This window comes from Pseudonocardia sp. OZ21 (assembly GCF_059359135.1).
The window spans coordinates 323,772-345,779 of record NZ_JCADBN010000002.1 but is presented as its reverse complement, the minus strand read 5'-3'; the positions used below and the strand labels follow the sequence as shown (position 1 = coordinate 345,779).

Below are 22,008 nucleotides of genomic sequence, written 5' to 3'. Positions count from 1 at the left end.
CGCTCACCACGTGACGGGAAGCGAGCGCAGCCCGTAGATCGCGTTGAAGGTGTGGAAGTCGACCTGGTCGTCGGGTACGGCCAGTGCGAGGTCCGGGAAGCGCCGCAGCAGTGCCGGGAACGCGACGTGCATCTCCATCCGGGCCAGCGGAGCGCCGAGGCAGTGGTGCACACCGTGGCCGAACGCGACGTGACCGGGCGCGCCGCGGCCGATGTCCAGCCGGTCCGGGTCCTCGATGAACGACGGGTCGCGGTTGGCGGCGGGGAGCGCCAGGACCACCAGTTCCCCTGCCGGGATGGTCTGGCCGGCGATCTCCACCTCGGTGGTGGTGGTGCGCGGCACCCCGGAGTGCACGATCGAGATCCACCGCAGCAACTCCTCGACGGCGGGGCCCACCGCATCCGGCTCGTCGCGCACCCGCTTGAGCTGGTCGGGGTGGCGCAGGAGGGCGAGGGTGCCCAGGCCGAGCATGTTCGAGGTGGTCTCGTGCCCGGCGATCAGGAGCAGGGAGGCGACGCCGATGAGCTCGTCGTTGCTCAGGTCGTCGCCGTGCTCGCGGATGAGCATGCCGAGCATGTCCTCGCCGGGTGCGGCCTTGGCCCCCTCGACGAGACGGGCCATGTACTTGCGGTTCTCGCGGCTGACCGCGATCCGATCCTTCATCGGCAACGACACGTCGAGCAGCCGCCCGGTGCGCTGCTGGAACTCGGCGCGGTCGGCGTAGGGCACGCCCAGCAGCTCGCAGATCACCAGCGACGGGATCGGCAGCGCGAAGGTCGACACCAGGTCGACCGGCTTGCCGGCCCGCTCCATGTCGTCGAGGGCCGAGTCGACGATCTCGATGATCCGGGGCTCCAGCCGGCGCATGCGGCGCACGGTGAACTCGGGCGTGAGCATCCGGCGCAGGCGGGTGTGCTCCGGCGGGTCGAACGCGAGCATCTGCCCGGCACGCATCTGCTTGAGCTCGGCCTCGGTGAACTGAGGGCCGTCCTCCGTCTCGAAGGACCGCGTGCGTGCGTTGCTGAAGTGCTCGGCGTCGGAGAGGACGGCGCGGACGTCCTCGTACTTGGTGACGAGGTAGGCGGGCGGCCCACCGAACAGCGACGGCACCATGGTGATGCCCCCGGAGTCCCTGGTCTCGCCGAGCTCGTCGACCGGGTCGAACTGATCGCGCTGCATGTGCAGGGGCAACACCGGTGCTTCGGTCATTCGCCTGCTCACCCTCTCCTGACTGACGGACGATTCGATGCTAGCACTCAAGTGGAAGTGGGCTATCGGATTGCCGGCCCGTGCCCGGGCCCCAGCTCGGTGAGCAGATCGCAGATCTCGGCGAGCAGCTGCCCCTGTGCCGTGGTGAGGAAGAAGTGGTCGCCCGGCAGCATGCGCAGCGCGAAACCGCCGCTGGTGTGCTCCGCCCACCCGGCGGCCTCCGCCCTCGTGACGTGCGGGTCGGACACCCCGGAGAACGCGGTGATCGGGCACGGCAGTGGCGGCTCGGGGACGTAGGAGTAGGTCTCGCTGATGGCGAAGTCGGCGCGCAGCAGCGGGATCGCGAACTCCAGCAGTTCCGGGTGCTCGCGTATCTCGGGGCTGGTCCCGTTCAGCTCCAGGACGGTCTCCAGGAGGTGGTCGTCGTCCATCTTGTGGATGGGGTCGTGATCGCCCTGCATGTGCGGTGGCCTGCGGCCGGACACGAGCAGGTGCTGGGGCAGCGGGCCGCCGCTGCGGCGGAGGTGGCGGGCCAGCTCGAAGCTGACCAGGGCGCCGAGGCTGTGGCCGAAGGTCACGAACGGCACGTCCAGCAGCTCACCGATCGCGCCGGCCAGCGGCGGCAGCAGGTCGTGCATGCGGGTGAACCCGTCCTCGCCCAGCCGGGACTCCCGCCCGGGTGGCTGGATCGCGCACACCTCGACGTCGGGCGGGACCAGGCGTGGCCAGTCGCGGTAGACGGTGGCGCCGCCACCCGCGTAGGAGAAGCAGAACAGCCGCAGCCGTGGTTGTGCCACCACCCGCCGCCGCACCAGCCACGGGTTGTCCGTGCTCATCGAGCTCACCCCTCACCGCTCCGGTCCTCCCCGATGGTGCCCCTCGGGCACGGCGCGGGCAGTACTCGACGCGGGTGAGGGCCTCCTCACCGCACCAGCCTGCCCATCAGGGACGCCGATCCCACGATCCCCACCACGGCGGCGACGACGAGCACGCCGAAGTCCACCCAGAGGTTGGCCGGTGCGCCGACGAGCAGTCCGCGCAGGGCGTTCACCAGGTAGGTCAGCGGATTGACCGTGCTGATCACCTTCAGCCACCCCGGCATCAGGTCGAGCGGGTACAGCGCGTTCGACGCGAAGAAGAGCGGCATCGTCATGAGCTGACCGATGCCCATCAGGCGGTCGCGGGTCTGGGCGACGCCCGCGATCGCCATCGACAGGCACGCGAAGAAGCCGGCGCCGAGCATCAGGGCCACGGCGGCGCCGAGCAGCTTGAGCGGGTTGACCGTGATGGAGACGCCGAGCAGCAGCGCCACCGGCACGAGCACCACTACGGGCGCGAGCCCGCGCACCCCGGCCGAGAACGCCTTGGCCAGCACGATCGCGGCGCGCGGCGTGGGCGTCACCATGACCTTGGTGAGGATCCCGGCGTCGCGGTCCCAGATGATCTGGATGCCGAGGAAGATCGCGATGAACAGGGCCGACTGGGCGAGGATCCCCGGTGTCAGGTACTCGAGGTAGGTCAGGTTGCCGGTGGGGATCGCCCGGATCCGGTTGAAGATCTGCCCGAAGACCAGCAGCCAGAGCACCGGCTGCGCCATGCGCGTGAACAGCTCGGTGTAGTCGGCGCGGAGCTTCTGCATCTCCACCACGCTGAGCGTCGTGGTCCGCGAGAAGAGCAGGCGGACCGGCTCACCCCAGCTTGCGCGCGGTCGTGCGACTGCGACGGACATCCCTCACCCCCTTCTGCTCCTCCGTCACGGCCAGGTCGGCGCCTGCGTGACGGCGGAAGACGTCGTCCAGAGTGGCGTCGGGCCCGATGTCGGCGCGCAGCGCCGCAGGTGAGCCGACGGCCTGCAGCCTGCCGCGGTGCATGAGCGCCACGACGTCACACAGCTCGTCGGCCTCGTCCATGTAGTGCGTGGTCAGCAGCACGGTCATGCCGTAGTCGGTGCGCATCTGCTGCACCCGCTCCCAGACCCCCTCGCGGGCGATCGGGTCGAGGCCGACCGTCGGCTCGTCGAGCACGAGCAGCGCGGGGTGGTTGACCAGCGCCTGCGCGAGCTCCAGCCGCCGGATCATGCCGCCGGAGTACGTGCCCGCCTTGCGGTCGGCGACCGTGAGCAGGTCCATCGCGTCGAGGGCCTCGTCGACCCGGGCCGCGCGCCCGGCACGCGGTACGTCGAACAGCCGGGCGAACCACATCACGTTCTGGCGGCCGGTGAGGGCGGCCTCGATGGAGAGCTGCTGGGGCACGTAGCCGAGCCGGCGCCGCACGTCCGTGGCGCGCCGCCGGACGTCGAGCCCGAACACGCGGACGGTGCCCTCCTGCACGGGGAGCAGGGTGTTCAGCACGCGGATGGTGGTGGTCTTGCCCGCGCCGTTGGGGCCGAGCAGCCCGAACACATCACCGGTGTTGATCCGCAGGTCGAGATGGTCGACGGCGATGGTCTCGCCGAAGCGGTGCACCAGGCCGGTGCACTCGAGCGCGGCCGCCGGGTCCGGGCCGTCCGGCACGGGCGCCGGGCCCCCGTCGGGACGGCTCATGGAATCGCTCACTCGTTCACCGCCTCGCTCGTGCGTTCCAGGGCTCGCAGCTCCTCGGTCAGCGCCCCCAGTGCGTCGATGCCGGCAGCGAGATCGGCGATCTGCTCCGCCGTCAGCCGGTCGAGCGCTTCGTGCAGCACGCCGCGCCGCCGTTCGCGGAGACGGGAGACCCGCTCCTGCGCGCGCGGGGTGAGGGTGAGGCGCCCGACGCGACGGTCGTGCCGGTCGGTCTCGCGGACGACCATGCCCGTCCCCACGAGCTGCGTGACGATCGTCGACACGCTGTTGGGGGCCAGTCCGAGCTCCTGGGCGATGTCCGCGACGGGGCTGCCGGGGCGCCTCCCGACGACCGCGAGGACCTCGCGCTGGGACGTCGAGAGCGTGTCGCCGTTGGGCATCGGCCCGGTCGCCCGTCGCAGCAGCCTGCGCAGGGCGCCGACGGCGGGCATCAGGGCCTCGGACACCGCATCGACTGTGGTGGGTGTGCGCGGAGCGGGCATGACGGGATCATACCTCTGCTACAGAGCAAATCTGGGCCGGAGGCAGTCGGGTCAGCGGATGAGCGCGCCGCCGAGCAGCGGCAGCACGGCGCCCCCGGCGATCCCGAGCAGCACCGACGCGGTGGCGGCGGTGAGCGCCGCGAGCCTCGACCGGCTGTGCACGGCCAGGACGTCCGCACTCCCCGGAGCAGGATCGGCGCTGCGCAGGGCGGGGGCGATCCAGCGCAGGTAGTAGAAGACGCTGGCCACGGTGTTGACCACGGCGAGAACGGCGAGCCAGCCGAAACCGCCGTCGACGGCCGCGGTGAAGACCGTGAGCTTGCCGAGGAACACCGCGGTCGGCGGCGTCCCGACCAGGCCCAGCAGGCACACGACGAGCGCCGCGGTCAGTGCGGGCCTGCGCCGGGCCAGGCCCCGGTAGTCGTCGAGGGTGCGGGCCGCAGGCAACGCGGCGACCACGGCGAACACGCCGAGGTTCGTCACCGCGTAGCCCGCGAGGTAGAACAGCAGGCCCGGCAGCGCCTCGGCGGACCGCCCGGCGACGGCCACCGCCATCAGCACGTATCCGACCTGGGAGATCGTGGAGTAGGCGAGCAGCCGCTGCACCGAGGTCTGGAAGAACGCCGCGAGGTTGCCCAGGGTCATCGACACCGCGGCGATCACGGCCAGCAGCAGCGGCCAGTCGACGACCTGGACGGGGATCGCGCCGAGCAGGAGCCGGTAGGCGCCCACGAGCGCGCCGATCTTGGGGATCGTGGTGATCACGGCGGCCACCGCGGCCGGCGTGCCGTCGGTGACGTCGGGTACCCAGAAGTGCGCGGGCGCGGCGCCGGCCTTGAACATCAGTCCGGCGAGCACGGCGACCAGCCCGACCGCGGCGGCGCCTGCCGGACCGGCGCCGAGACCGTCGTGCAGTGCGGCATAACCGGTGGCGCCGCCCGCCCCGTAGAGGACGGCCGTGCCGGTGAGCATGACCACCCCGGCGAACGCGCCGGAGAGGTAGTACTTCATCGCAGCCTCGCCGGTCCGCCCGGTCGCCGCCCACCCGGCCAGTCCGTAGAACGGGACGCTGGCCAGCAGGAACGCCGCGAACAGCAGCAGCAGGTCGTTCGCGCCGGAGAGCATGATCGAGCCCAGCGCCCCCAGCTGCAGCAGGACGACGAACTCGCTCTCCCGGCGGTGCCCGTCCACGGTGTCGATCGACAGCCACAACGCGAGCAGGGTGGCGGTGAGCACGATGGCGCGGGTGGCCTGGGTGGCGGTGTCCACCGCGTAGGCGGCGCCGAACACGATCTGCGCGGGCGTGGTGGCGGCGGAGATCGCGGTCGCGCCGAGCCCGACCAGGCAGGCCGCAGTGGCCAGCGCCCGCACCGGCCACTGGCGCCGCCGCGGTAGCCACGCCCCGGCGAGCAGTCCGAGCACGGCCCCGACCAGCAACGCCAGCTCCGGGATCAGCGCTGCCGGGTTCTCGTTCGTCATCGGCACGCCGGTGGCCGCCCTCGGGTCACCGGGCGACCAGCTGGTTGAGCGTGGTGGCGGCCGGCTCGATCACGTCGAGCAGGAACCGGGGGGCCAGGCCGATCAGGGTGGCCAGCGCGAGCAGCGGGACGATGGCGAGGGCCTCGCCCGTGCGCAGGTCGGCGAACGGCCGGGGCGCGCCGGGGGCGTCCGGTATCCGCAGCGGGCCGACGAAGAGCCGCTGCAGCGCGACGAGGAACAGCCCGGCGGTGAGCACGATGCCGGTGACCGCCACCGCGGTGGGGATCGGCGCGGCAGCCAGCGCCCCGGTGAGGATCTGGAACTCGGCGATGAAGCCGGAGAACCCGGGCAGCCCGAGGGAGGCGAACGCGGCCACCGCGAACAGCCCGGCGAAACGGGGGGTGCGTGCCGCGAGTCCGGAGTAGGCGCCCATGTCGTAGGTGTGGCCGCGATCGTGGAGCACGCCTGCCAGCAGGAACAGCGCGCCGGTGATCAGCCCGTGGGACACCATCTGGGTCACCGCGCCGGTGGTCGCGAGCTGGCGGGCCTGCTCGTCCGTCCCCGGTGCTAGCCCGGCCGCCCCGACCCCGAGCAGGACGTAGCCCATGTGGTTGATCGACGTATAGGCGATCATGCGTTTGAGGTCGGTCTGGGCGAGCGCGACCAGCGCTCCGTACACCACCGACACCACCCCGACGATCACCACGACGAGCGCGTAGTCGCGCCAGGTCGACGGCAGGACCGGCATGGCGATCCGCACGAACCCGTAGGTGCCCATCTTCAGCAGCACCCCGGCGAGAATCGCCGAGCCGGTGGCGGGCGCCTCGGTATGGGCAGGCGGCAGCCAGGTGTGGAACGGGACGGTCGGGGTCTTCACCGCCAGCCCGATCCCGATCGCGAGCAGCGCCAGACCGGCGGCGGCCCCGCCTCCGGCGAGCGGGTTCGCCGTCACGAGCGTCGGGATGTCGAACGTGTGCGGATCGGCCGCCAGGAACACCACGATGAACCCGAGCAGCAGGGCCAGCGACCCGAGGAACGTGTAGAGGAAGAACTTCAGGGCCGCCGCCCGCGCCCGCTCGCCGTGGCCCCAGCCGGCGATCAGGAAGTACATGGCGACGATCGACAGGTCGAAGAACAGGAAGAAGAGGATCAGGTCGAGCGCGACGAACACGCCGAGACAGACCGTCTGCAGCCCGAGGAACAGCACCACGTACGCCTTGACGCGGCGGGTCTCCCGCAGTGCGAACACCGCGCACGCGGTGAACAGCACGGCGGTGAGCGCGAGCAGCGGGAGCGACAGCCCGTCCACCCCGACGTGGTAGGAGATCCCCGCGCTCGGGATCCACGGCAGCCGCTCCTCGAAGCCGAACCCTCCGGTGGCGGGCAGCCCCGTCCAGACGGCGATGATCAGGCCGAGGTCGGCGAGCCCGGCGGCGATCCACGCGCCGACGAACACGCGGCCCGGCACCCGGGAGGGCACGCACAGCAGCGCCGCCGCGACCACGGCGGGCAGGAACACGATCAGCGACAGCATCACGCTCACCGCACCGCGATCATCACGATGGCGAGCGCGGCGAGGAGGGCGAACCCGACGGACGCCTGCGCGTAGTACTGGTGCAGCTGCCCGGTCTGCGGGCGGCGGGCCCACCGGCCGAGCGCCCGTGCACCCGCCGCGATGCCGCCGACGCCCGCGTCGAGAGGGTGCTCGCCGCGGCGGTCCAGCGCCCGCGCCGCCCGCACCGTGGTGCGCGCGGCCCCGTCGACGGCCCGGTCGAGGACCTGGTCGTCGAACCGGGCCAGCGCCGAGGCCAGGGCGAGGGTCGGGCGCACCACCAGCGCGTGCGCGGCGCGTTCGATGCCGAGCCACCCGGACAGTGCCGCCGGCGCGGGCAGCCGGTCGGCGAGGCGCCAGGTGAGGACGGCGGCGGCGAGAGCGAGCACGGCGGAGAGCGCGAGCTCCCACGCGTCGGGTGCCGGGGCCGGGGCGAGCACGCCGGTGCCGAGCAGCGGCAGCAGGCCGAGACCCGCGGCGAGCAGGGCGAGCACGGCCAGCGGCGGGCGCGCCACCACGGCCACCCGGCCGGTGGGCTCCTGCTCGGGCCGGACCGGGTGGGGTGCGGCCGGCTGCCAGACGAACCAGAGGGCCTTGGCGCTGTAGACGGCGGCGACGGCCGCGGCCGCGAGCCCGACGCCGTAGAGCGCGGGCGAGCGTTCGAGGGCCGCGGCCAGCACGGCGTCCTTGGTCACCCACAGCGAGAGGGGTGGGATCCCGGCCAAAGACAGTGCGCCGACGGTGAACGTGACGCCGACCAGCGGGAACCGCCGTGCCGCGCCGCGCAGTCCGTCGAGCTGCCGGGTGCCCAGTGCCACCAGCCAGGCCCCGGCGGCGAGGAACAGCAGGCTCTTCGTGGCGGCGTGGGCGACGAGCTGCACGGTGCCTGCGGCCGTACCGCCCGCCCCCGCGGCGAGCACCATGTAGCCGATCTGGGCGCAGGTCGACGCGGCGAGCAGCTGTTTGAGGTCGGTCTGCGCGACCGCGACGAGCCCCAGCAGCAGCGCGGTGGCGGCGCCCACCCAGGCGACGGTCGGCGCCGCCCACCCGGAGGCGTCGAGCAGCGGGGACAGGCGCAGCAGCAGGTAGGCGCCGGCGGCGACCATGGTCGCCGAGTGCAGCAGCGCCGACACCGGGCTCGGGCCGCGCATCGCCCCGGAGAGCCAGAAGCTGAACGGCAGCTGCGCCGACTTGCCCAGCGCCGCCGCCACCACCCCCGCGGTGACCACGTGCAGCCACGCACCCTGGGTGCCGGGCAGCTCCGCGAGGCCGAGCGAGCCGATCCCGCCTGCCACGGCGGCGCCCGCCGCGAGGTAGAGGCCGAGGTCGGCGGTACGGGTGGTGAGGAACGCGGTGTGTGCGGCGCGGACCGCGGACCCGTCGCGACGGTGGTACGCGATCAACGCCCAGCTCGTCGCCCCCATCACCTCCCACGCCATGAGCAGCACGGCGAGCGTGGTGGCCGTGACCGTCACCAGCATCGCCCCGGCGAACAGCAGCATCAGCCCGGCGAACCGACCCGTGCGCAGCTCTGGCTCGCCCGCCGCCACCAGCAGCACCGAGACCAGGACCCCGCCGACGGTCACCACCAGTGCCGCGGACAGCCCGTCGACCGCCAGTCCCGCGCGGATGCCGGCCACGAGCGGCGCGTCGGCGGCCGGGCGGAGCACCGCGGCAGCCACGGCGAGGGCCAGCACCACGGCCGCGAGCACCGTCGAGACAGGCGCGGCGACCCGGTCGGCCCGGCGGCCGGCGAGCGCGAGGAGTGCGCCCGCCCCGAGCGGGACCGCGACCAGCGCCACGAGAAGGGCCGGATATCCGGACGGCATCCGCTCAGCCCCGCAGGTCCGACGCGCCGTCGGTCATGTCGACCTGACGGGACCGGTAGATCGCGGTCACCACAGCGAACCCGGCCGCCATCTCGACGGCCATCGCCGTGATGATCACGACGATGAGGACCTGCCCGTCCGAGCCGGCGGGGGTGAGGAAGTACCAGAACGCGGCCGTGGCGAGGATGACCCCGTTCAGCATCAGCTCCAGGCCCATCATCAGCATGACGATCGACTGCTGGGACAGCGCACCGTAGAGGCCGATCGCGAACAGCCCGGCCGCGGCGAGGAGGAACAGCTGGAGCGTCACTGCCCGTCGCCCCCTGCCGTTCCACTCCGCAGGTCGTCGCCGAACCGGTCGTAGCGGCCGCGGTTCGTGGCCAGGACCACGCAGGTGACGATCGTGGCGAACAGCGCCACCCCGAGCGTCATCATCGTCAGCATCTGACCGCTCATCAGTGCCTCCCCGAGCGCGAACGTCGGGTCCGGGGGCGGCACGCCGCGACGCACCGGCCAGTCCACGAACAGGATCCCGGCGGCGAGCACGGCGAAGGTCCCGACGGCGATCGTCATCGAACCCGCCTTGTTGTGGAACATCGCCATCGGCATCAACCCGGCCGGGTTCATCATGTACATGATCATGAAGACGGCCATGATCACCATCTCGATCACCATCATCAGCGCGATGACCACGCCGAGGTAGCCGAGCCCGAGCAGCAGCACGAGCCCGGCCACGGCCAGGAACGAGGCGAGCAGCGCGAACGTCACCTGCGCCATCGAGCCCAGCCGGAACACCGCGAAGCCGAAGCCCACCGCGGCGAGCGCGAGTACCCAGAACAGCACGGTCGCGGCCATTCACATCCCTCCTCCGCCGCCGAGCACGACCAGCGCGACCACCAGCGCCTGCGCGATCATCAGCGGGACCAGCACGATCCAGGAGAACTCAATCCACCGGTCCATCCGGACGGTGGGCAGCCGGTGGCGCAGCCACACCATCGCGGCCAGCACCGCCGCGGTCTTGACCGCCACCCACAGCCAGGCGGGCAGCCAGGGTCCGTTGCCGCCGCCGAGGAACAGCGGCACCGCCATGGCCGCGGTGACCACGGTGAGCAGCCACCGGCCGCCCGCGAACACCAGCCGGTCCACCCCGGACAGCTCCGCGGCGGCCCCGCCTGCGAGGTCGCGACCCACGGGTGCGTCGAACGGAGCCCAGAACGCCATGGCCGCGGCGGAGACGAGGTACACCACGAACGCCACGGGCATGATCGCCACGAACCAGAGGTCCTCCTGGGCGGCGACGATGTCGGTGATCCGCAGGCTCTCCGCGCCCAGCGCCGCGGTGATGATCGCGAACATGTGCGGCAGCTCGTAGGACAGGCCCTGGGCGACGAACCGGTAGCCGCCGACCAGGCTCACCGCGCTGTTGGCGCCCCACCCGGCCATCCACACCGCGGCCCAGGCCAGCACCTCCATGGCGTTGAACCAGACGACGCCGACCGGGAGATCGGCCACCGGCCGGGACCCGAGGGGCAGCACCGCCGCTGCGAGCACCGCGGCCACCGGCAGCACCGCGCCGCCCAGCCGCCACAGCACCCGGTCGGCGGCCGTCGTGCGGCGCCGCTGCCCGACCAGCAACCGTGCCGACTCGCGCACCGGAGTAAGCGCCGCCGTGACCGGCCCGATCGGCCGGCCGGACGCGCGGGCGGTGACCGCGGTGTCCAGCGCGGTGGTCGCCCACGCCGCCAGACCGACCAGCAGCGGCAACAGCAGCACCCACCACAGGGGCAGGGCGCCCGGCGCCGCCGGGACGGGGACGGGCTCACCCACGGTGCACCCGTCCCGTCGGGCCCGTCGGCTGGCGGTCGGTGTCCGGGTCCACCGCCGCGACGATCAGCCGCGCGGCGGCGAACTCGGCGCCGACGAGCAGGTCTGCCAGCTGGTCGATCCCCGGTTCGGCGGCTCCCCACCCGGCGTCTGCGGCCGGGCTCGCAGGCGCGTCGAGGTCGGCCATCGCGGATTCCAGGGCGGAGAGCCTGGCGGCGAGCCGGTTCTCGACGTCGGCGGCGCCGCGTCCGAGCCCTCGCAACATCCGGTGCAGGGTGCGCGAGCGCCGCACCCTCGCCACCAGCGCCTGCGTGCGCACCCGCAGCGGGCCCGCCGGGGCGCCCGAGAGAAGCTCGTCGCGCAGATGACGGGCCGTGGCCGCCGGGCCGGCCCAGCCTGCCGTGCCGAGAAGGCGGGCCAGACCGTCGAGGTGACGGGCGGCCGTGCGGCGGGCGCGGTCGGTGCCCGGCGCGTCCCAGAACGACTCCGCGGCCTGCCCAGCCCGATCGAGGATCCGCGCGGTGGCCTCCTGCACGACGTCGCCCTGCAGGACCACCTCGACGACCAGCCCGGCGGGCCAGTCCGGAAGCACGGGACCGAGCGGGACCCGCAACCGGTCGAGCGTCAGGCCGTCGCGATCCGGACCCACGTCCGCCATGGGCAGGCCGCCCGGCATCCCCATCCCGCCGCCGCCGTGGTCGTGGCCGCCGTGGTCGTGGGCGCTGTGCTGGTGGCCGCCGTCCTGGTGATCGGTGTGGCTGTGCTCGCCCTGGTCCTGCGCGGTGCGGTCGTCGCGTCCGGTGTGCTGGTGCTCGCCTTGTTCGTGGTGGTGCTCGTCCCGGTCGTGCTCGGGCTGGTGGTGCTCGCCGTTCTGGTGCGTGCTCCGCTCGTGTCCACTGTGCTCGGTCTCGTCGGGCTCACCGTGACCGTCGCGCTGGTGGCCGCCGTTCTCCCGGGGCTGGACGTCGGGGGTGGAAGGGTGGCGTTGCCCGACGGGGTCGGCGAGGAGGGCCACGGCGCGGTCGAGCGCGGCCGCCACCGCGGCGGTCTCGGGGACCTCGGCCCGCGCGCGGGGCGCCGGGACCTGCTGCCACAGCGCCTCGATGACGGGCGCAAGCTCCGGCCCGGGCGTGCCGGCCACCACCAGCACGTCCGTGTCGGCGGGGCTCATTGCGGCGGGCCAGTCCCGGCGGGCGAGTTCGGCCTCCACGGCCAGGCGCTGGGCGGTGTGCCCGACGGCCGGCACGACCAGCACGTGCGGGCGGGCGGCGGCGAAGCGCAGCAGGCGGGCGGTCAGGTCCACCGCAGCGCTCCCTCCCGCCATGCGTAGACCACTCCGGCCAGGAGGATCGCCAGGAACGCGAACATCTCGATCACCGCGGCCGGCCCGACCCGCGACACGACGAGCGTCCACGGGTACATGAACACCATCTCCATGTCGAAGGCCAGGAAGACCATCGTCACCGGGTACCAGCGGACGTGGAAGCGCGAGAAGGCGTGCTGGGCCGGGGGCAGCCCTCCGGTGAACGGGGTGACCTCCAGCGCCGTCCGGCGCACGGCGAGGACGCGGGCGACCCCGTACATCAGCGCCACCCCGGCGACCACCACGCCGAGCAGGACGAGCACCGGCCAGAACTCGCTCACCCCGGGCCTCCTCCGCCGGCGTCGGACCGGCACGACCATACCTATACCCCGCACGGGCATCCTGTCCGAGCCCTGGGGCACTGTCCACCTCGAGCGCTCGTCCGGGTGCTCGCCCGACAGGTTCGTGTGTGCATCCGCCAGGCCAATCACGTTCCCCCGGTGGGCCTTGCGTGTCCAGGGTGGACGACGCGCCGCGTTCTCCCCGGTCGCGCGCTCCCGCGACCGTCGCCGACCCTGATCACTACGAGATCCGCGTTTTCGCCCGGGGGAGGGCGAAGACGCGGATCTCACAACGATCAAGGGCCCGCTGCCGGGCGAGTGACCTACGCACCCGGGACGCCGGCCGACGCGAAACGGGCGACTCGCGGGCTGGAAACGGGCGACTCGCGGGACCGGCGCGGTGTTGATCGCCGTGAGATGGGGGTTTTGGCCCTTCGAGGGGCGAAGGCGTGAACTTGACGCCGATCAAGGTCTCCGGCGGGGGAGCGGCCTGCGCGCCGTGTCCGGGGTGTCGGCTGACGCGAAACGGGCGACTCGCGGGGGCGGAACGGGCGACTCGCGGGCGGGGGGCGGCGGCTCACGTCGTCGCTGACTCCCTGGTCAGGTCAGGGGCGGGTGCCGTAGAGCGCGTCGTAGTTGTCGCACAGGATGCGCTGCTTGAGCTCGTCGCTGACCGGGGCGCCGTAGATCTTCCAGTACTCGCTCCAGAAGTCGCTCCACGGCTCGTCGGAGGCGAAGAGCACGCGGTCCTCCCCGAGGCCCCGCCGCTCGATCTCGGTCATGAGCCAGCGGGCGCCGAAGCCGATGGTCCAGGTGGTGTCGCAGTAGACCTGGTAGCCCTGCTCCACCCAGTCGAGGAAACGGGGGACGAGCTTGATGTGGCCGCTCACGCCGCCGCCGAAGTGCACCAGGTAGATCTTGATGCGTTTGCCGTAGGCCTCCACGAGCGGGACGAAGTTGTCGATGTCGGAGGCGCCGCCCGGGCTGGTGTGGAAGTGGAAGACCAGCCCGTGGCGCTCGGCGGCGTCGAAGCAGGCCTCGGCGACGGCGCGCGTCTCCTCGTCCCAGGTGTTCGGGTCCGGGTTGCCCCCGAGCAGGAACGTCGTCTTCAGGGCGACGATCCCATCGGCCCCCGCGTGCTCGAGGGCCTGCAGTGTCATCTCCCGGTTCTGCGGGAGGAACGAGACCCAGAGGCCGCCGACGAGCCGTTCGTTGTCGGTGACCGCGTCGAGGACGAGATCGTTGAGCGAGAACGCGTGCCCCTGCACGGGGATGCCGTAGTTGGGGAGCACGAGCCCCCGTTCGACCCCGAGCTCGTCGAGGTGGCTCAGGTAGTCCTTGGCCCGGGGGAACTCGTAGACCGTCGGCTTGACCGGCTCCTTCAGGTCGTAGAACTGCCAGGCGTCCATCGTGCCGATGTGGCTGTGGGCGTCGACCACGCGGCCGTGAACCTTATCCGACGACGCCATCGAACCTTCTCCTTCATACGATCGTGTGTGGACGTGTCGGATAGTAACTCCCGGAGGGGTCGTGACGCGGCACCGCCGTTTCCATCGCGGATGTCTGATGTTGCAGATTACGGTGATGGTTATCATGTAGATGTGGTCGGCCATCTGGGCGGTGAATGCCAGGTCACCCCCACCTCGTCACATAGGCTCGATGTTTCTTCCGGACGAGGAGCTGATGTCATGATCGGCGGTTTCCTGGGCAGAGCGACAGGGCTGGTGGCCAGCGGCGTCGTCGGCGCGGTCGCCTACGACGGGGTCAAGAGGCTGGTTCGCGGCGACGTGCTGCACGGCGCCGCCGTCACTGTCACGTCCTGGGGGCTGCGCGGGGCGCGGGTCGCCGAGACGGGCGCCGAGAAGGCGCGGCTCACCACGGCGGACATCGTCAGCGAGGCCAGAGGGAAGCTCGGCGAGCAGTCACCGCCGCCGGGCACGGCGGCGTCGGCGACCAACCACGAGCACTAGTCCGGCGTGTCGATCACCGTGGTCTCGGACGCGGCAGGCCGCGTCCGGTTTGCGACCCCCGGGCTGACCGCTTGCTCCGCTCTGGCCGTGGCGGTGGAGGACGCCGTGGACGCCGTGCCGCACGTGCGGCAGGTGCACGCCTACCCGCGCACCGGCAACGTCGTCGTCTGGTTCGACCCCCAGCGCTGCGACCGGACCGAGGTCATCGAGGCGATCGGGAAAGGGCTGGGCGCAGACCCGCAGGCCACGGCCGAGCGGTCGCCCCGTTCTGCCGACGTGACCAACGGTGACCTGGTCCGGCTCGTCGTGGGCGGGGTGGCGCTGGCAGCGCTGGGCCTGCGCCGCTACGGGCTGCGCCGGCCACCGATGCTGGGGCCCACCAGTCGCACGGTGGCCACCGGTGTCACGATCTTCACCGGCTACCCGTTCCTGCGTGGCGCGGTGCGCTCGCTCGGACGCGGCAAGGGGGCCGGCACCGACGCTCTCGTCTCGGCCGCCACCGTGGCGAGCCTGGTGCTGCGCGAGAACGTCGTCGCGCTGACGGTGCTGTGGCTGCTCAACATCGGCGAGTACCTGCAGGACCTCACGCTGCGCCGGAGCCGCCGCGCGATCGCGGAGCTGCTCACCGGCGCCCGCACCAGGACGTGGATCCGGCTCGCCGACGGCTCCGAGCTCGAGGTCGACATCGACCAGCTCGGGATCGGCGACGACGTGGTCGTGCACGAGCACGTCGTGCTGCCCGTCGACGGTGAGATCGTCGAGGGTGACGGCATCGTCGACCAGGCGGCGATCACCGGCGAGCAGCTGCCCGTCTCCGTCACGGTCGGCGCACAGCTGCCCGCGGGCACGGTGCTGCTGCGTGGACGGCTGGTCGTGCGGGCGTCGGCGGTGGGGTCCGACACCGCGATCGGCCGGATCATCAACCGGGTCGAGCAGGCCCAGCACGACCGGGCGCCGATCCAGACCGTGGGGGAGAACTTCTCCCGCCGGTTCGTGCCCACGTCGTTCGCGCTGTCGGCGTTGACGCTGCTGGTCACCCGCGACGTCCGCCGGGCCATGACGATGTTGCTCGTCGCCTGCCCGTGCGCGGTCGGGCTGTCCACGCCGACAGCGATCAGCGCGGCCATCGGCAACGGCGCGCGGCGCGGGATCCTGATCAAGGGCGGCGCGCACCTCGAGGCCGCCGGCCGGATGGACGCGCTCATCGTCGACAAGACCGGCACCCTCACCGTGGGCCGCCCCGTGGTCACCAACGTCATCTCCTTCCGTGACGACTGGACGCCCGAGCAGGTGCTCGCCTACGCCGCCAGCTCCGAGATCCATTCGCGGCATCCGCTGGCCCAGGCCGTGATCCGCTCCACCGAGGAACGGCTCATCACGATCCCGCCGCACGAGGAGTGCGAGGTGCTCCTCGGGCAGGGGATGCGGGTGGAGTCCGACGGCCGGATCCTGCTCATCGGGAGCCGTGAGCTGCTGCGCCGGGAGAACGTGCCGATCAGCCGCAGGGCGCACGACTGGGTGCGCAAGCTGCAGCGGGCGACCGAGACCCCGTTGCTGCTGGCCGTGAACGGCACGCTGGTCGGGCTCGTGTCGTTGCGCGACACGGTGCGCCCGGAGTCACGCCAGGTGCTCGACGCGCTGCGCGCCGACGGGGTGCGCCGCGTCGTGCTCCTCACCGGTGACCATCCCGCCACGGCCGCCGCCGTGGCCGCCGAGCTGGGGATCGACGAGTTCCAGGCGCAGGTCTCGCCGGAGGCGAAGCAGGACCTCGTCCGGTCGTTGCAGGAGGAGGGGTACACGGTCGCCATGGTGGGGGACGGCACGAACGACGCCCCGGCTCTGGCGCTCGCCGACATCGGCATCGCGATGGGGGTGGCGGGCACGGACGTCGCGGTCGAGACGGCCGACGTCGCGCTGGCCGGAGACGATCTGCGCAAGCTGCTCGACCTGCGCGACCTCGGGCGGCGCAGCATCGGCCTCATCCGGCAGAACTACGGGATGTCGATCGCGGTCAACGCGGCCGGCCTGCTCGTCTCGGCCGGGGGAGCGATGAGCCCGGTGGTGGCGGCGATCCTGCACAACGCCTCGTCGGTGGCCGTGGTGGGCAACAGCTCCCGGCTCATCCGCTACCGCCTGGAGCGCTAGGGCCACCGCGCTACTCTCACGCTCCCGCCGGGAGCCCGCGAGCGTCGAGGGTGTGTGTCGCGCGGGTCTGTAGGGGGCGAGCTCCTGGTGAGCGGGCACGACTGGACGCGGGCCCCGTCCCGGCGGGCCATCCTGCGGGCGGCCCTGCTGGCGCCGCTGGCCGGCTGCGCACCCGGCACACCGCCCGCCGTCGTCCCCCCGCCGCCGCCCGGCCCGGCCGTCGTGCGCCCGGCGGCCCTCGAGCGGTTCGCCGAGCTGGAACGCCGCTTCGACGCCCGGCTCGGCGTGTACGCCGTGCACACGGGCACGGGGCAGGAGCTGACCCACCGGGCGGACGAGCGGTTCGCCCTGTGCTCGACGTTCAAGATGCTGGCGGCCGCCGCCGTGCTCGACCGGAACCCGCCGGAGCACCTCGACGTGCGGGTGCGGTACGGGGCCGGCGATCTGGAGTCCTACTCGCCGATCACCGAACGGCACGTCGGTGGCGGGATGACCATCGGCGAACTGTGCGACGCGGCCGTGCGCTACAGCGACAACACCGCCGCCAACCTGCTGCTCGACGACCTCGGCGGCCCGGCTGCGATCACCGCCTTCGCCCGCTCCCTGGGCGACGGGGTGACGCGGCTGGACCGCAGGGAGCCCGAACTCAACAGCGCGGTGCCCGGCGACGAGCGCGACACCACCAGCCCGCGGGCGCTGGCGACCGACGCCCGGGAACTGGTGCTCGGGCAACGGCTGGACGGCCCCGATCGCGCACTGCTCACCGACTGGCTCGTCCGCAACGCCACGGGCGACACCCGGATCCGGGCGGGGCTGCCGTCCGGGTGGCGGGTCGGGGACAAGACCGGCACGGGAAGCTACGGCACCCTCAACGACGTCGCGGTCGTCTGGCCCCCTGGCGCACCGCCCCTCGTCGTCGCGATCCTGTCGAGCCGGTCGGCCGCCGATGCCTCCACCGACGACGCTCTGCTCGCCCAGGCGGCAACCGTGGTGGCCGACGAGCTCGGCTGACCCCGTAGCTGATCACGGGTGTAACACAGCCATTATCGTAAGGAAACCGACCGCGCCGAGTGCTGACACATACTCGCTGACGAAGAGCAGCACGAATACTCGGAGGTCAGCGCGTGTCACCAGATCCGTCGCTCGTTGCGACCGAAACCACCGCGGCCGCCGATATCGGTACCGCCGCAAAAGAGACACTGGAGGACTACACGCTGCGTTTCGCCCCGCGCAGCTACCGTAAGTGGTCGACCGGCGTCGTAGCGGTTTCCGCGCTCGGTGGAATCGCCTATCTGGCCGATTTCTCCATCGGAGCGAACATTGGGATCTCCTATGGTACGACGAACGCCCTGTGGGGCATTCTGGTCTTCGCGGTGGTTATCTTCGCCACCGGTTTTCCGCTCGCGTTCTACGCGGCCCGGTACAATCTGGACCTCGATCTGATCACGCGCGGCAGCGGCTTCGGGTACTACGGATCCGTGGTCACGAACGTCATCTTCGCGACGTTCACGTTCATCTTCTTCGCGCTCGAGGGCTCGATCATGGCCCAGGGCCTCCAGCTCGGGCTGGACATCCCGCTGTGGCTCGGCTACGCGATATCGACGTTGATCATCTTCCCGCTCGTGGTCTACGGGATGTCCCTGCTCTCGAAGCTGCAGCTCTGGACGACGCCGCTCTGGCTGGTCCTGATGGTGCTGCCCTTCGCCTACCTGTTGATCACCCACCCGGAGTCGGTCGACTCGTTCTTCGCCTACCAGGGTGCGAACGGCCAGGGTGCGCCCAGCCTCGGCTCGATCATGCTCGCCGCCGGCGTGTGTCTGTCGCTCATCGCGCAGATCGCCGAGCAGATCGACTACCTGCGGTTCATGCCCCCCAAGACGCCGGAGAACTCACGCCGCTGGTGGGCCGCCATGGTGCTCGCCGGGCCCGGCTGGGTGATCTTCGGCGCGATCAAGCAGGTGATCGGGCTCTTCCTCGCGGTCTACATCATCGCCAACGTCGCAGGCGGCACGGCCGTGGCCAACCAGCCGGTGCACCAGTTCCTGGAGATCTACCAGGACATCATGCCGGGCTGGGCCGCGTTGACCCTCGCCGTGGTGCTCGTCGTGATCAGCCAGATCAAGATCAACGTGACCAACGCCTACTCCGGTTCGCTGGCGTGGACGAACTCCTACACCCGCGTCACCAAGCACTACCCGGGCCGGCTGGTGTTCCTCGGTGTCAACCTGCTGATCGCGTTGATCCTGATGGAAGCGAACATGTTCGACTTCCTCAACACGATCCTCGGCTTCTACGCGAACTGCGGCATGGCCTGGGTCGTGGTGGTCGCCTCGGACATCGCGATCAACAAGTACCTGCTGAAGATCTCGCCGAAGGAGCCCGAGTTCCGGCGCGGGATGATCTACTCGTTCAACCCGGTCGGTTTCGGTTCGATGCTCATCGCCGCCGGCGTGTCGATCCTGGCCTTCTTCGGGGCGCTCGGATCGGGGATCCAGCCGTTCTCGCCGCTCGTCGCCATCGGCCTGGGCCTGGTTCTCCCGCCCATCATCGCGCTGGCCACCAAGGGGAAGTACTACGTGCGGCGCACCGATGACGGCATCGACCTGCCGATGTACGACGAGCACGGCAACCCGTCCGGTGACGTGCTCGGCTGCCACGTCTGCCGTCAGGAGTTCGAGCGGCCCGACATGGCTGCGTGCCACACCCACGACGCCCACGTCTGCTCGTTGTGCCTGAGCACCGACAAGGTCGGCGACCACGTGCTCCCGGCGACGCGCACCTGACCCGCTCCCCGGTGCCCGACACGTTGCAGCAAAGCCACTTTCCTGCAAGCAGGTTGCGTGAAAGTGGCTTTGCTGCAACCCGTGGCGCCGGTGGTCCTACTCCGCGGCCCGGCCTCCGACGCGGTGGGCGATGGCTCGCGCCGTCCGCTTGACCTCGTCGACGCGTTCCTCGTGGTGGGCGGCCGTGGGGCTGCGAGGGAAGGTGATGGCCACGCTGGCCACCGGATAGCGGGCGTGGTCGAGCACGGCCACGGCCACCGAGACGAAGCCGGGCGTCACCTCCCCGTCCTCGACGGCATAGCCGCGACGGCGGGTCTCCACGAGCAGCCTGCGCAGTGCGGAGAGCGACCGGGGGCCGATGTCGTTGCGGGTGACGAACGCGTCGGGCTGCGGGAAGAGCGCCCGGATCTGCGCCCCGGGCAGCGCGGCGAGCATCGCCCGGCCGCTGGCGGTGAGGTGGGCGGGCAGCCGCACCCCGACGTCGGTGACCAGGGGTGGCCGGCCGGGGGCGCGCTCCTCGATCACGTAGACGACCTCCCGGCCGTGCAGGACGGCCAGGTGGGCGGTGTCGCCCGTCCGGTCGACGAGCCGGCCGAGCGGCACCCGCGCGATGCGCTGCAGCGGCGCCTGGCGGACGTAGCCGGTGCCGAGCTCGTAGGCGGCCACCCCGAGGCTGTAGCGTCGTTCGTCCGCCAGATGCACCACGTACCCGCTCTCGGCCAGCGTGGTGAGCAGCTGGTAGGTGGTGGAGCGAGGCAGTTCCAGGTCGCGGGTGATCGCCGCCGCGGGCACGGGACCGGCCTGCCGGGCGAGGTAGCCCAGAACGGCCAGCACCTGGTGCGCCGCGGGCACCTTCAATGGATGGCCGGGCACCCGAGGACGCTAGCAACTGTCCGGCATCCCGGACAGAGTTCGCCGACGGCCTGTGGTGGCCGGACCGGGGCCGGGTGTCCCATGCAGTGATGCATGCAGTCACCGTCGGAACCGGTCCGTTGTCGCCCGAAGAAGTCCTCGCCGTGGCCCGGGAGGGGGCGAGCGTCGTCCTCTCCGCCGACGCGGAGAACGAGATCGCCGCCAGCCGCAAGATCGTCGAGTCGCTGGCGGAGGACGTCCGGCCGCACTACGGGGTGTCGACGGGGTTCGGGGCGTTGGCCACGCGGCACATTCCGCTGGACCGGCGGGCTCAGCTGCAGCGCAGCCTGGTGCGGTCGCACGCGGCGGGGTCGGGGCCGGAGGTGGAGCGCGAGGTCGTGCGGGCCCTGATGGTGCTGCGGCTCTCCACGCTGGCGACGGGGCGGACGGGGGTGCGGGTGGAGACGGCGCGGGTGTACGCGGCGATGCTGTCCGCGGGGATCACCCCCGTCGTGCGTGAGTACGGGTCGCTGGGGTGTTCGGGGGATCTCGCGCCGCTGGCGCACTGCGCGCTGGCGGCCATGGGCGAGGGCACGGTCCGCGACGGGTCGGGTGAGCTGGTGCCCGCCGCGCAGGCGCTGGCCGCGGCGGGGATCACGCCGGTCGTGCTGGAGGAGAAGGAGGGTCTGGCACTGATCAACGGCACCGACGGCATGCTGGGGATGCTGGTGCTGGCCTGCCACGACCTGCGACGGTTGCTGCGCGGCGCCGACCTCGCGGCGGCGATGAGCGTGGAGGCCCTGTTGGGCACGGACGCGGTGTTCGCGGCGGATCTGCAGGCGTTGCGTCCCCATCCCGGACAGGCGGCGTCGGCGTCGAATCTGCGGGTGTTGCTGGCGGGGTCGGCGGTGATGGCGAGTCATCGGACGCCGGAGTGCACGCGGGTGCAGGACGCGTATTCGTTGCGATGTGCGCCGCAGGTGCACGGTGCCGCCCGCGACACCGTGGCTCACGCGGAGTCGGTGGCCGGTCGTGAGCTGTCCGCCGCTGTCGACAATCCGGTGGTCACGGTGGACGGGCGACTGGAGAGCAACGGCAACTTCCACGGTGCCCCGTTGGGTTATGTACTGGATTTCCTGGCGATCGCGGTGGCGGATCTGGCGTCGATGAGTGAGCGGCGGACGGATCGGTTCCTGGATGTGGCGCGCAGCCAGGGGTTGCCGGCATTTCTCGCCGATGACCCCGGTGTGGATTCGGGGCACATGATTGCGCAGTACATGCAGGCGTCGGTGGTGGCGGAGCTGAAGCGGTTGGCGGTTCCCGCGTCGGTGGACTCGATTCCGACGAGTGCGATGCAGGAGGACCACGTATCGATGGGGTGGGCGGCTGCGCGGAAGCTGCGGCGGGGGATCGACGGGCTGGCCCGGGTGCTGGGCGTCGAGCTGCTGACGGCGGCGCGGGCGCTGGACCTGCGGGCTCCGTTGGCGCCGGCGGCGGCGACCGGGGCGGTGCGTGACCTGTTGCGCGAGCAGGTTCCCGGGCCGGGCCCCGACCGCTACCTGGCTCCTGAGATCGAGGCGGCCGTGGAGCTGGTCGCCTCCGGTGCGGCGGTGGCGGCGGCCGAGACGGTCACCGGTCCCCTGCACTGACCGACGCTCTTCCGACGCCAGAAGGAGGC

20 protein-coding genes are annotated in these 22,008 nt (G+C 72.0%); 5 read left to right on the top strand and 15 right to left on the bottom strand.

The annotated features are described in order from the left end of the window. Positions 1–3: 3 nt before the first annotated feature. From AC5L35_RS05260 to AC5L35_RS05195, 14 genes are all read right to left on the bottom strand, one after another. Complete coding sequence (locus AC5L35_RS05260) at positions 4–1,209, bottom strand: cytochrome P450 (protein ID WP_495058393.1); 1,206 nt, start codon at positions 1,207–1,209, stop codon at positions 4–6. A 62-nt stretch (positions 1,210–1,271) separates the two neighbouring features. Then, positions 1,272–2,045 carry a thioesterase II family protein gene (locus tag AC5L35_RS05255; RefSeq protein WP_495058392.1) on the bottom strand — a complete coding sequence of 258 codons (774 nt, stop codon included), beginning with the start codon at positions 2,043–2,045 and terminating at the stop codon, positions 1,272–1,274. Positions 2,046–2,131: 86 nt separating this feature from the next. Beyond that, entirely contained in the window at positions 2,132–2,938 is an 807-nt protein-coding gene (locus AC5L35_RS05250) for an ABC transporter permease (RefSeq protein WP_495058391.1), read from the bottom strand. Beyond that, positions 2,898–3,764: an ABC transporter ATP-binding protein gene (locus AC5L35_RS05245; protein ID WP_495058390.1), complete on the bottom strand. Its 867-nt coding sequence runs from the start codon at positions 3,762–3,764 to the stop codon at positions 2,898–2,900. Before AC5L35_RS05245 ends, AC5L35_RS05250 begins: the two co-directional genes overlap by 41 nt. Beyond that, positions 3,761–4,252: a MarR family winged helix-turn-helix transcriptional regulator gene (locus tag AC5L35_RS05240; RefSeq protein WP_495058389.1), complete on the bottom strand. Its 492-nt coding sequence runs from the start codon at positions 4,250–4,252 to the stop codon at positions 3,761–3,763. The genes AC5L35_RS05245 and AC5L35_RS05240 overlap by 4 nt, the downstream gene beginning before the upstream one ends. A gap of 51 nt (positions 4,253–4,303) precedes the next feature. Beyond that, positions 4,304–5,731 carry an NADH-quinone oxidoreductase subunit N gene (locus tag AC5L35_RS05235; protein ID WP_495058388.1) on the bottom strand — a complete coding sequence of 476 codons (1,428 nt, stop codon included), beginning with the start codon at positions 5,729–5,731 and terminating at the stop codon, positions 4,304–4,306. Positions 5,732–5,756: 25 nt separating this feature from the next. Continuing rightward, positions 5,757–7,265 carry a complex I subunit 4 family protein gene (locus tag AC5L35_RS05230; RefSeq protein ID WP_495058696.1) on the bottom strand — a complete coding sequence of 503 codons (1,509 nt, stop codon included), beginning with the start codon at positions 7,263–7,265 and terminating at the stop codon, positions 5,757–5,759. Between the two features lie 5 nt (positions 7,266–7,270). Beyond that, positions 7,271–9,112 carry a proton-conducting transporter transmembrane domain-containing protein gene (locus tag AC5L35_RS05225; protein WP_495058387.1) on the bottom strand — a complete coding sequence of 614 codons (1,842 nt, stop codon included), beginning with the start codon at positions 9,110–9,112 and terminating at the stop codon, positions 7,271–7,273. Positions 9,113–9,116: 4 nt separating this feature from the next. After that, entirely contained in the window at positions 9,117–9,422 is a 306-nt protein-coding gene (gene nuoK, locus AC5L35_RS05220; RefSeq protein WP_495058386.1) for an NADH-quinone oxidoreductase subunit NuoK, read from the bottom strand. Further along, the gene (locus AC5L35_RS05215) at positions 9,419–9,967 is read right to left on the bottom strand and encodes an NADH-quinone oxidoreductase subunit J (RefSeq protein ID WP_495058385.1); all 549 of its coding nucleotides are present in this window, start codon (positions 9,965–9,967) and stop codon (positions 9,419–9,421) included. Before AC5L35_RS05215 ends, nuoK begins: the two co-directional genes overlap by 4 nt. Continuing rightward, entirely contained in the window at positions 9,968–10,939 is a 972-nt protein-coding gene (locus AC5L35_RS05210) for a complex I subunit 1 family protein (RefSeq protein WP_495058384.1), read from the bottom strand. Next, on the bottom strand, positions 10,932–12,239 hold the full coding sequence (locus AC5L35_RS05205; protein ID WP_495058383.1) for a hypothetical protein: 1,308 nt from the start codon (positions 12,237–12,239) through the stop codon (positions 10,932–10,934). The genes AC5L35_RS05210 and AC5L35_RS05205 overlap by 8 nt, the downstream gene beginning before the upstream one ends. Then, positions 12,230–12,580, bottom strand: coding sequence for an NADH-quinone oxidoreductase subunit A (locus AC5L35_RS05200; protein ID WP_495058382.1), 351 nt, complete (start codon positions 12,578–12,580; stop codon positions 12,230–12,232). Before AC5L35_RS05200 ends, AC5L35_RS05205 begins: the two co-directional genes overlap by 10 nt. A gap of 605 nt (positions 12,581–13,185) precedes the next feature. Further along, entirely contained in the window at positions 13,186–14,049 is an 864-nt protein-coding gene (locus AC5L35_RS05195; protein ID WP_495058381.1) for an amidohydrolase family protein, read from the bottom strand. A gap of 219 nt (positions 14,050–14,268) precedes the next feature. On the opposite strand from AC5L35_RS05195, the gene AC5L35_RS05190 reads away from it, so the two are divergent. The 4 genes from AC5L35_RS05190 to AC5L35_RS05175 all read left to right on the top strand — a co-directional run bounded on the left by AC5L35_RS05190 (position 14,269) and on the right by AC5L35_RS05175 (position 19,478). After that, positions 14,269–14,550, top strand: coding sequence for a DUF1490 family protein (locus tag AC5L35_RS05190; RefSeq protein ID WP_495058380.1), 282 nt, complete (start codon positions 14,269–14,271; stop codon positions 14,548–14,550). 87 nt (positions 14,551–14,637) lie between these two features. Further along, positions 14,638–16,695 carry a heavy metal translocating P-type ATPase gene (locus AC5L35_RS05185; RefSeq protein ID WP_495058379.1) on the top strand — a complete coding sequence of 686 codons (2,058 nt, stop codon included), beginning with the start codon at positions 14,638–14,640 and terminating at the stop codon, positions 16,693–16,695. 87 nt (positions 16,696–16,782) lie between these two features. After that, positions 16,783–17,706 carry a class A beta-lactamase gene (gene bla, locus AC5L35_RS05180; protein WP_495058378.1) on the top strand — a complete coding sequence of 308 codons (924 nt, stop codon included), beginning with the start codon at positions 16,783–16,785 and terminating at the stop codon, positions 17,704–17,706. A 113-nt stretch (positions 17,707–17,819) separates the two neighbouring features. Continuing rightward, positions 17,820–19,478, top strand: coding sequence for a purine-cytosine permease family protein (locus AC5L35_RS05175; protein ID WP_495058377.1), 1,659 nt, complete (start codon positions 17,820–17,822; stop codon positions 19,476–19,478). A 96-nt stretch (positions 19,479–19,574) separates the two neighbouring features. Here AC5L35_RS05175 and AC5L35_RS05170 read toward each other — a convergent pair whose 3' ends face one another. Further along, complete coding sequence (locus tag AC5L35_RS05170) at positions 19,575–20,351, bottom strand: IclR family transcriptional regulator (RefSeq protein ID WP_495058376.1); 777 nt, start codon at positions 20,349–20,351, stop codon at positions 19,575–19,577. A gap of 89 nt (positions 20,352–20,440) precedes the next feature. Between AC5L35_RS05170 and hutH the strand changes: the two genes are divergently transcribed. Further along, positions 20,441–21,979: a histidine ammonia-lyase gene (gene hutH, locus AC5L35_RS05165; RefSeq protein WP_495058375.1), complete on the top strand. Its 1,539-nt coding sequence runs from the start codon at positions 20,441–20,443 to the stop codon at positions 21,977–21,979. Positions 21,980–22,008: the final 29 nt, after the last annotated feature.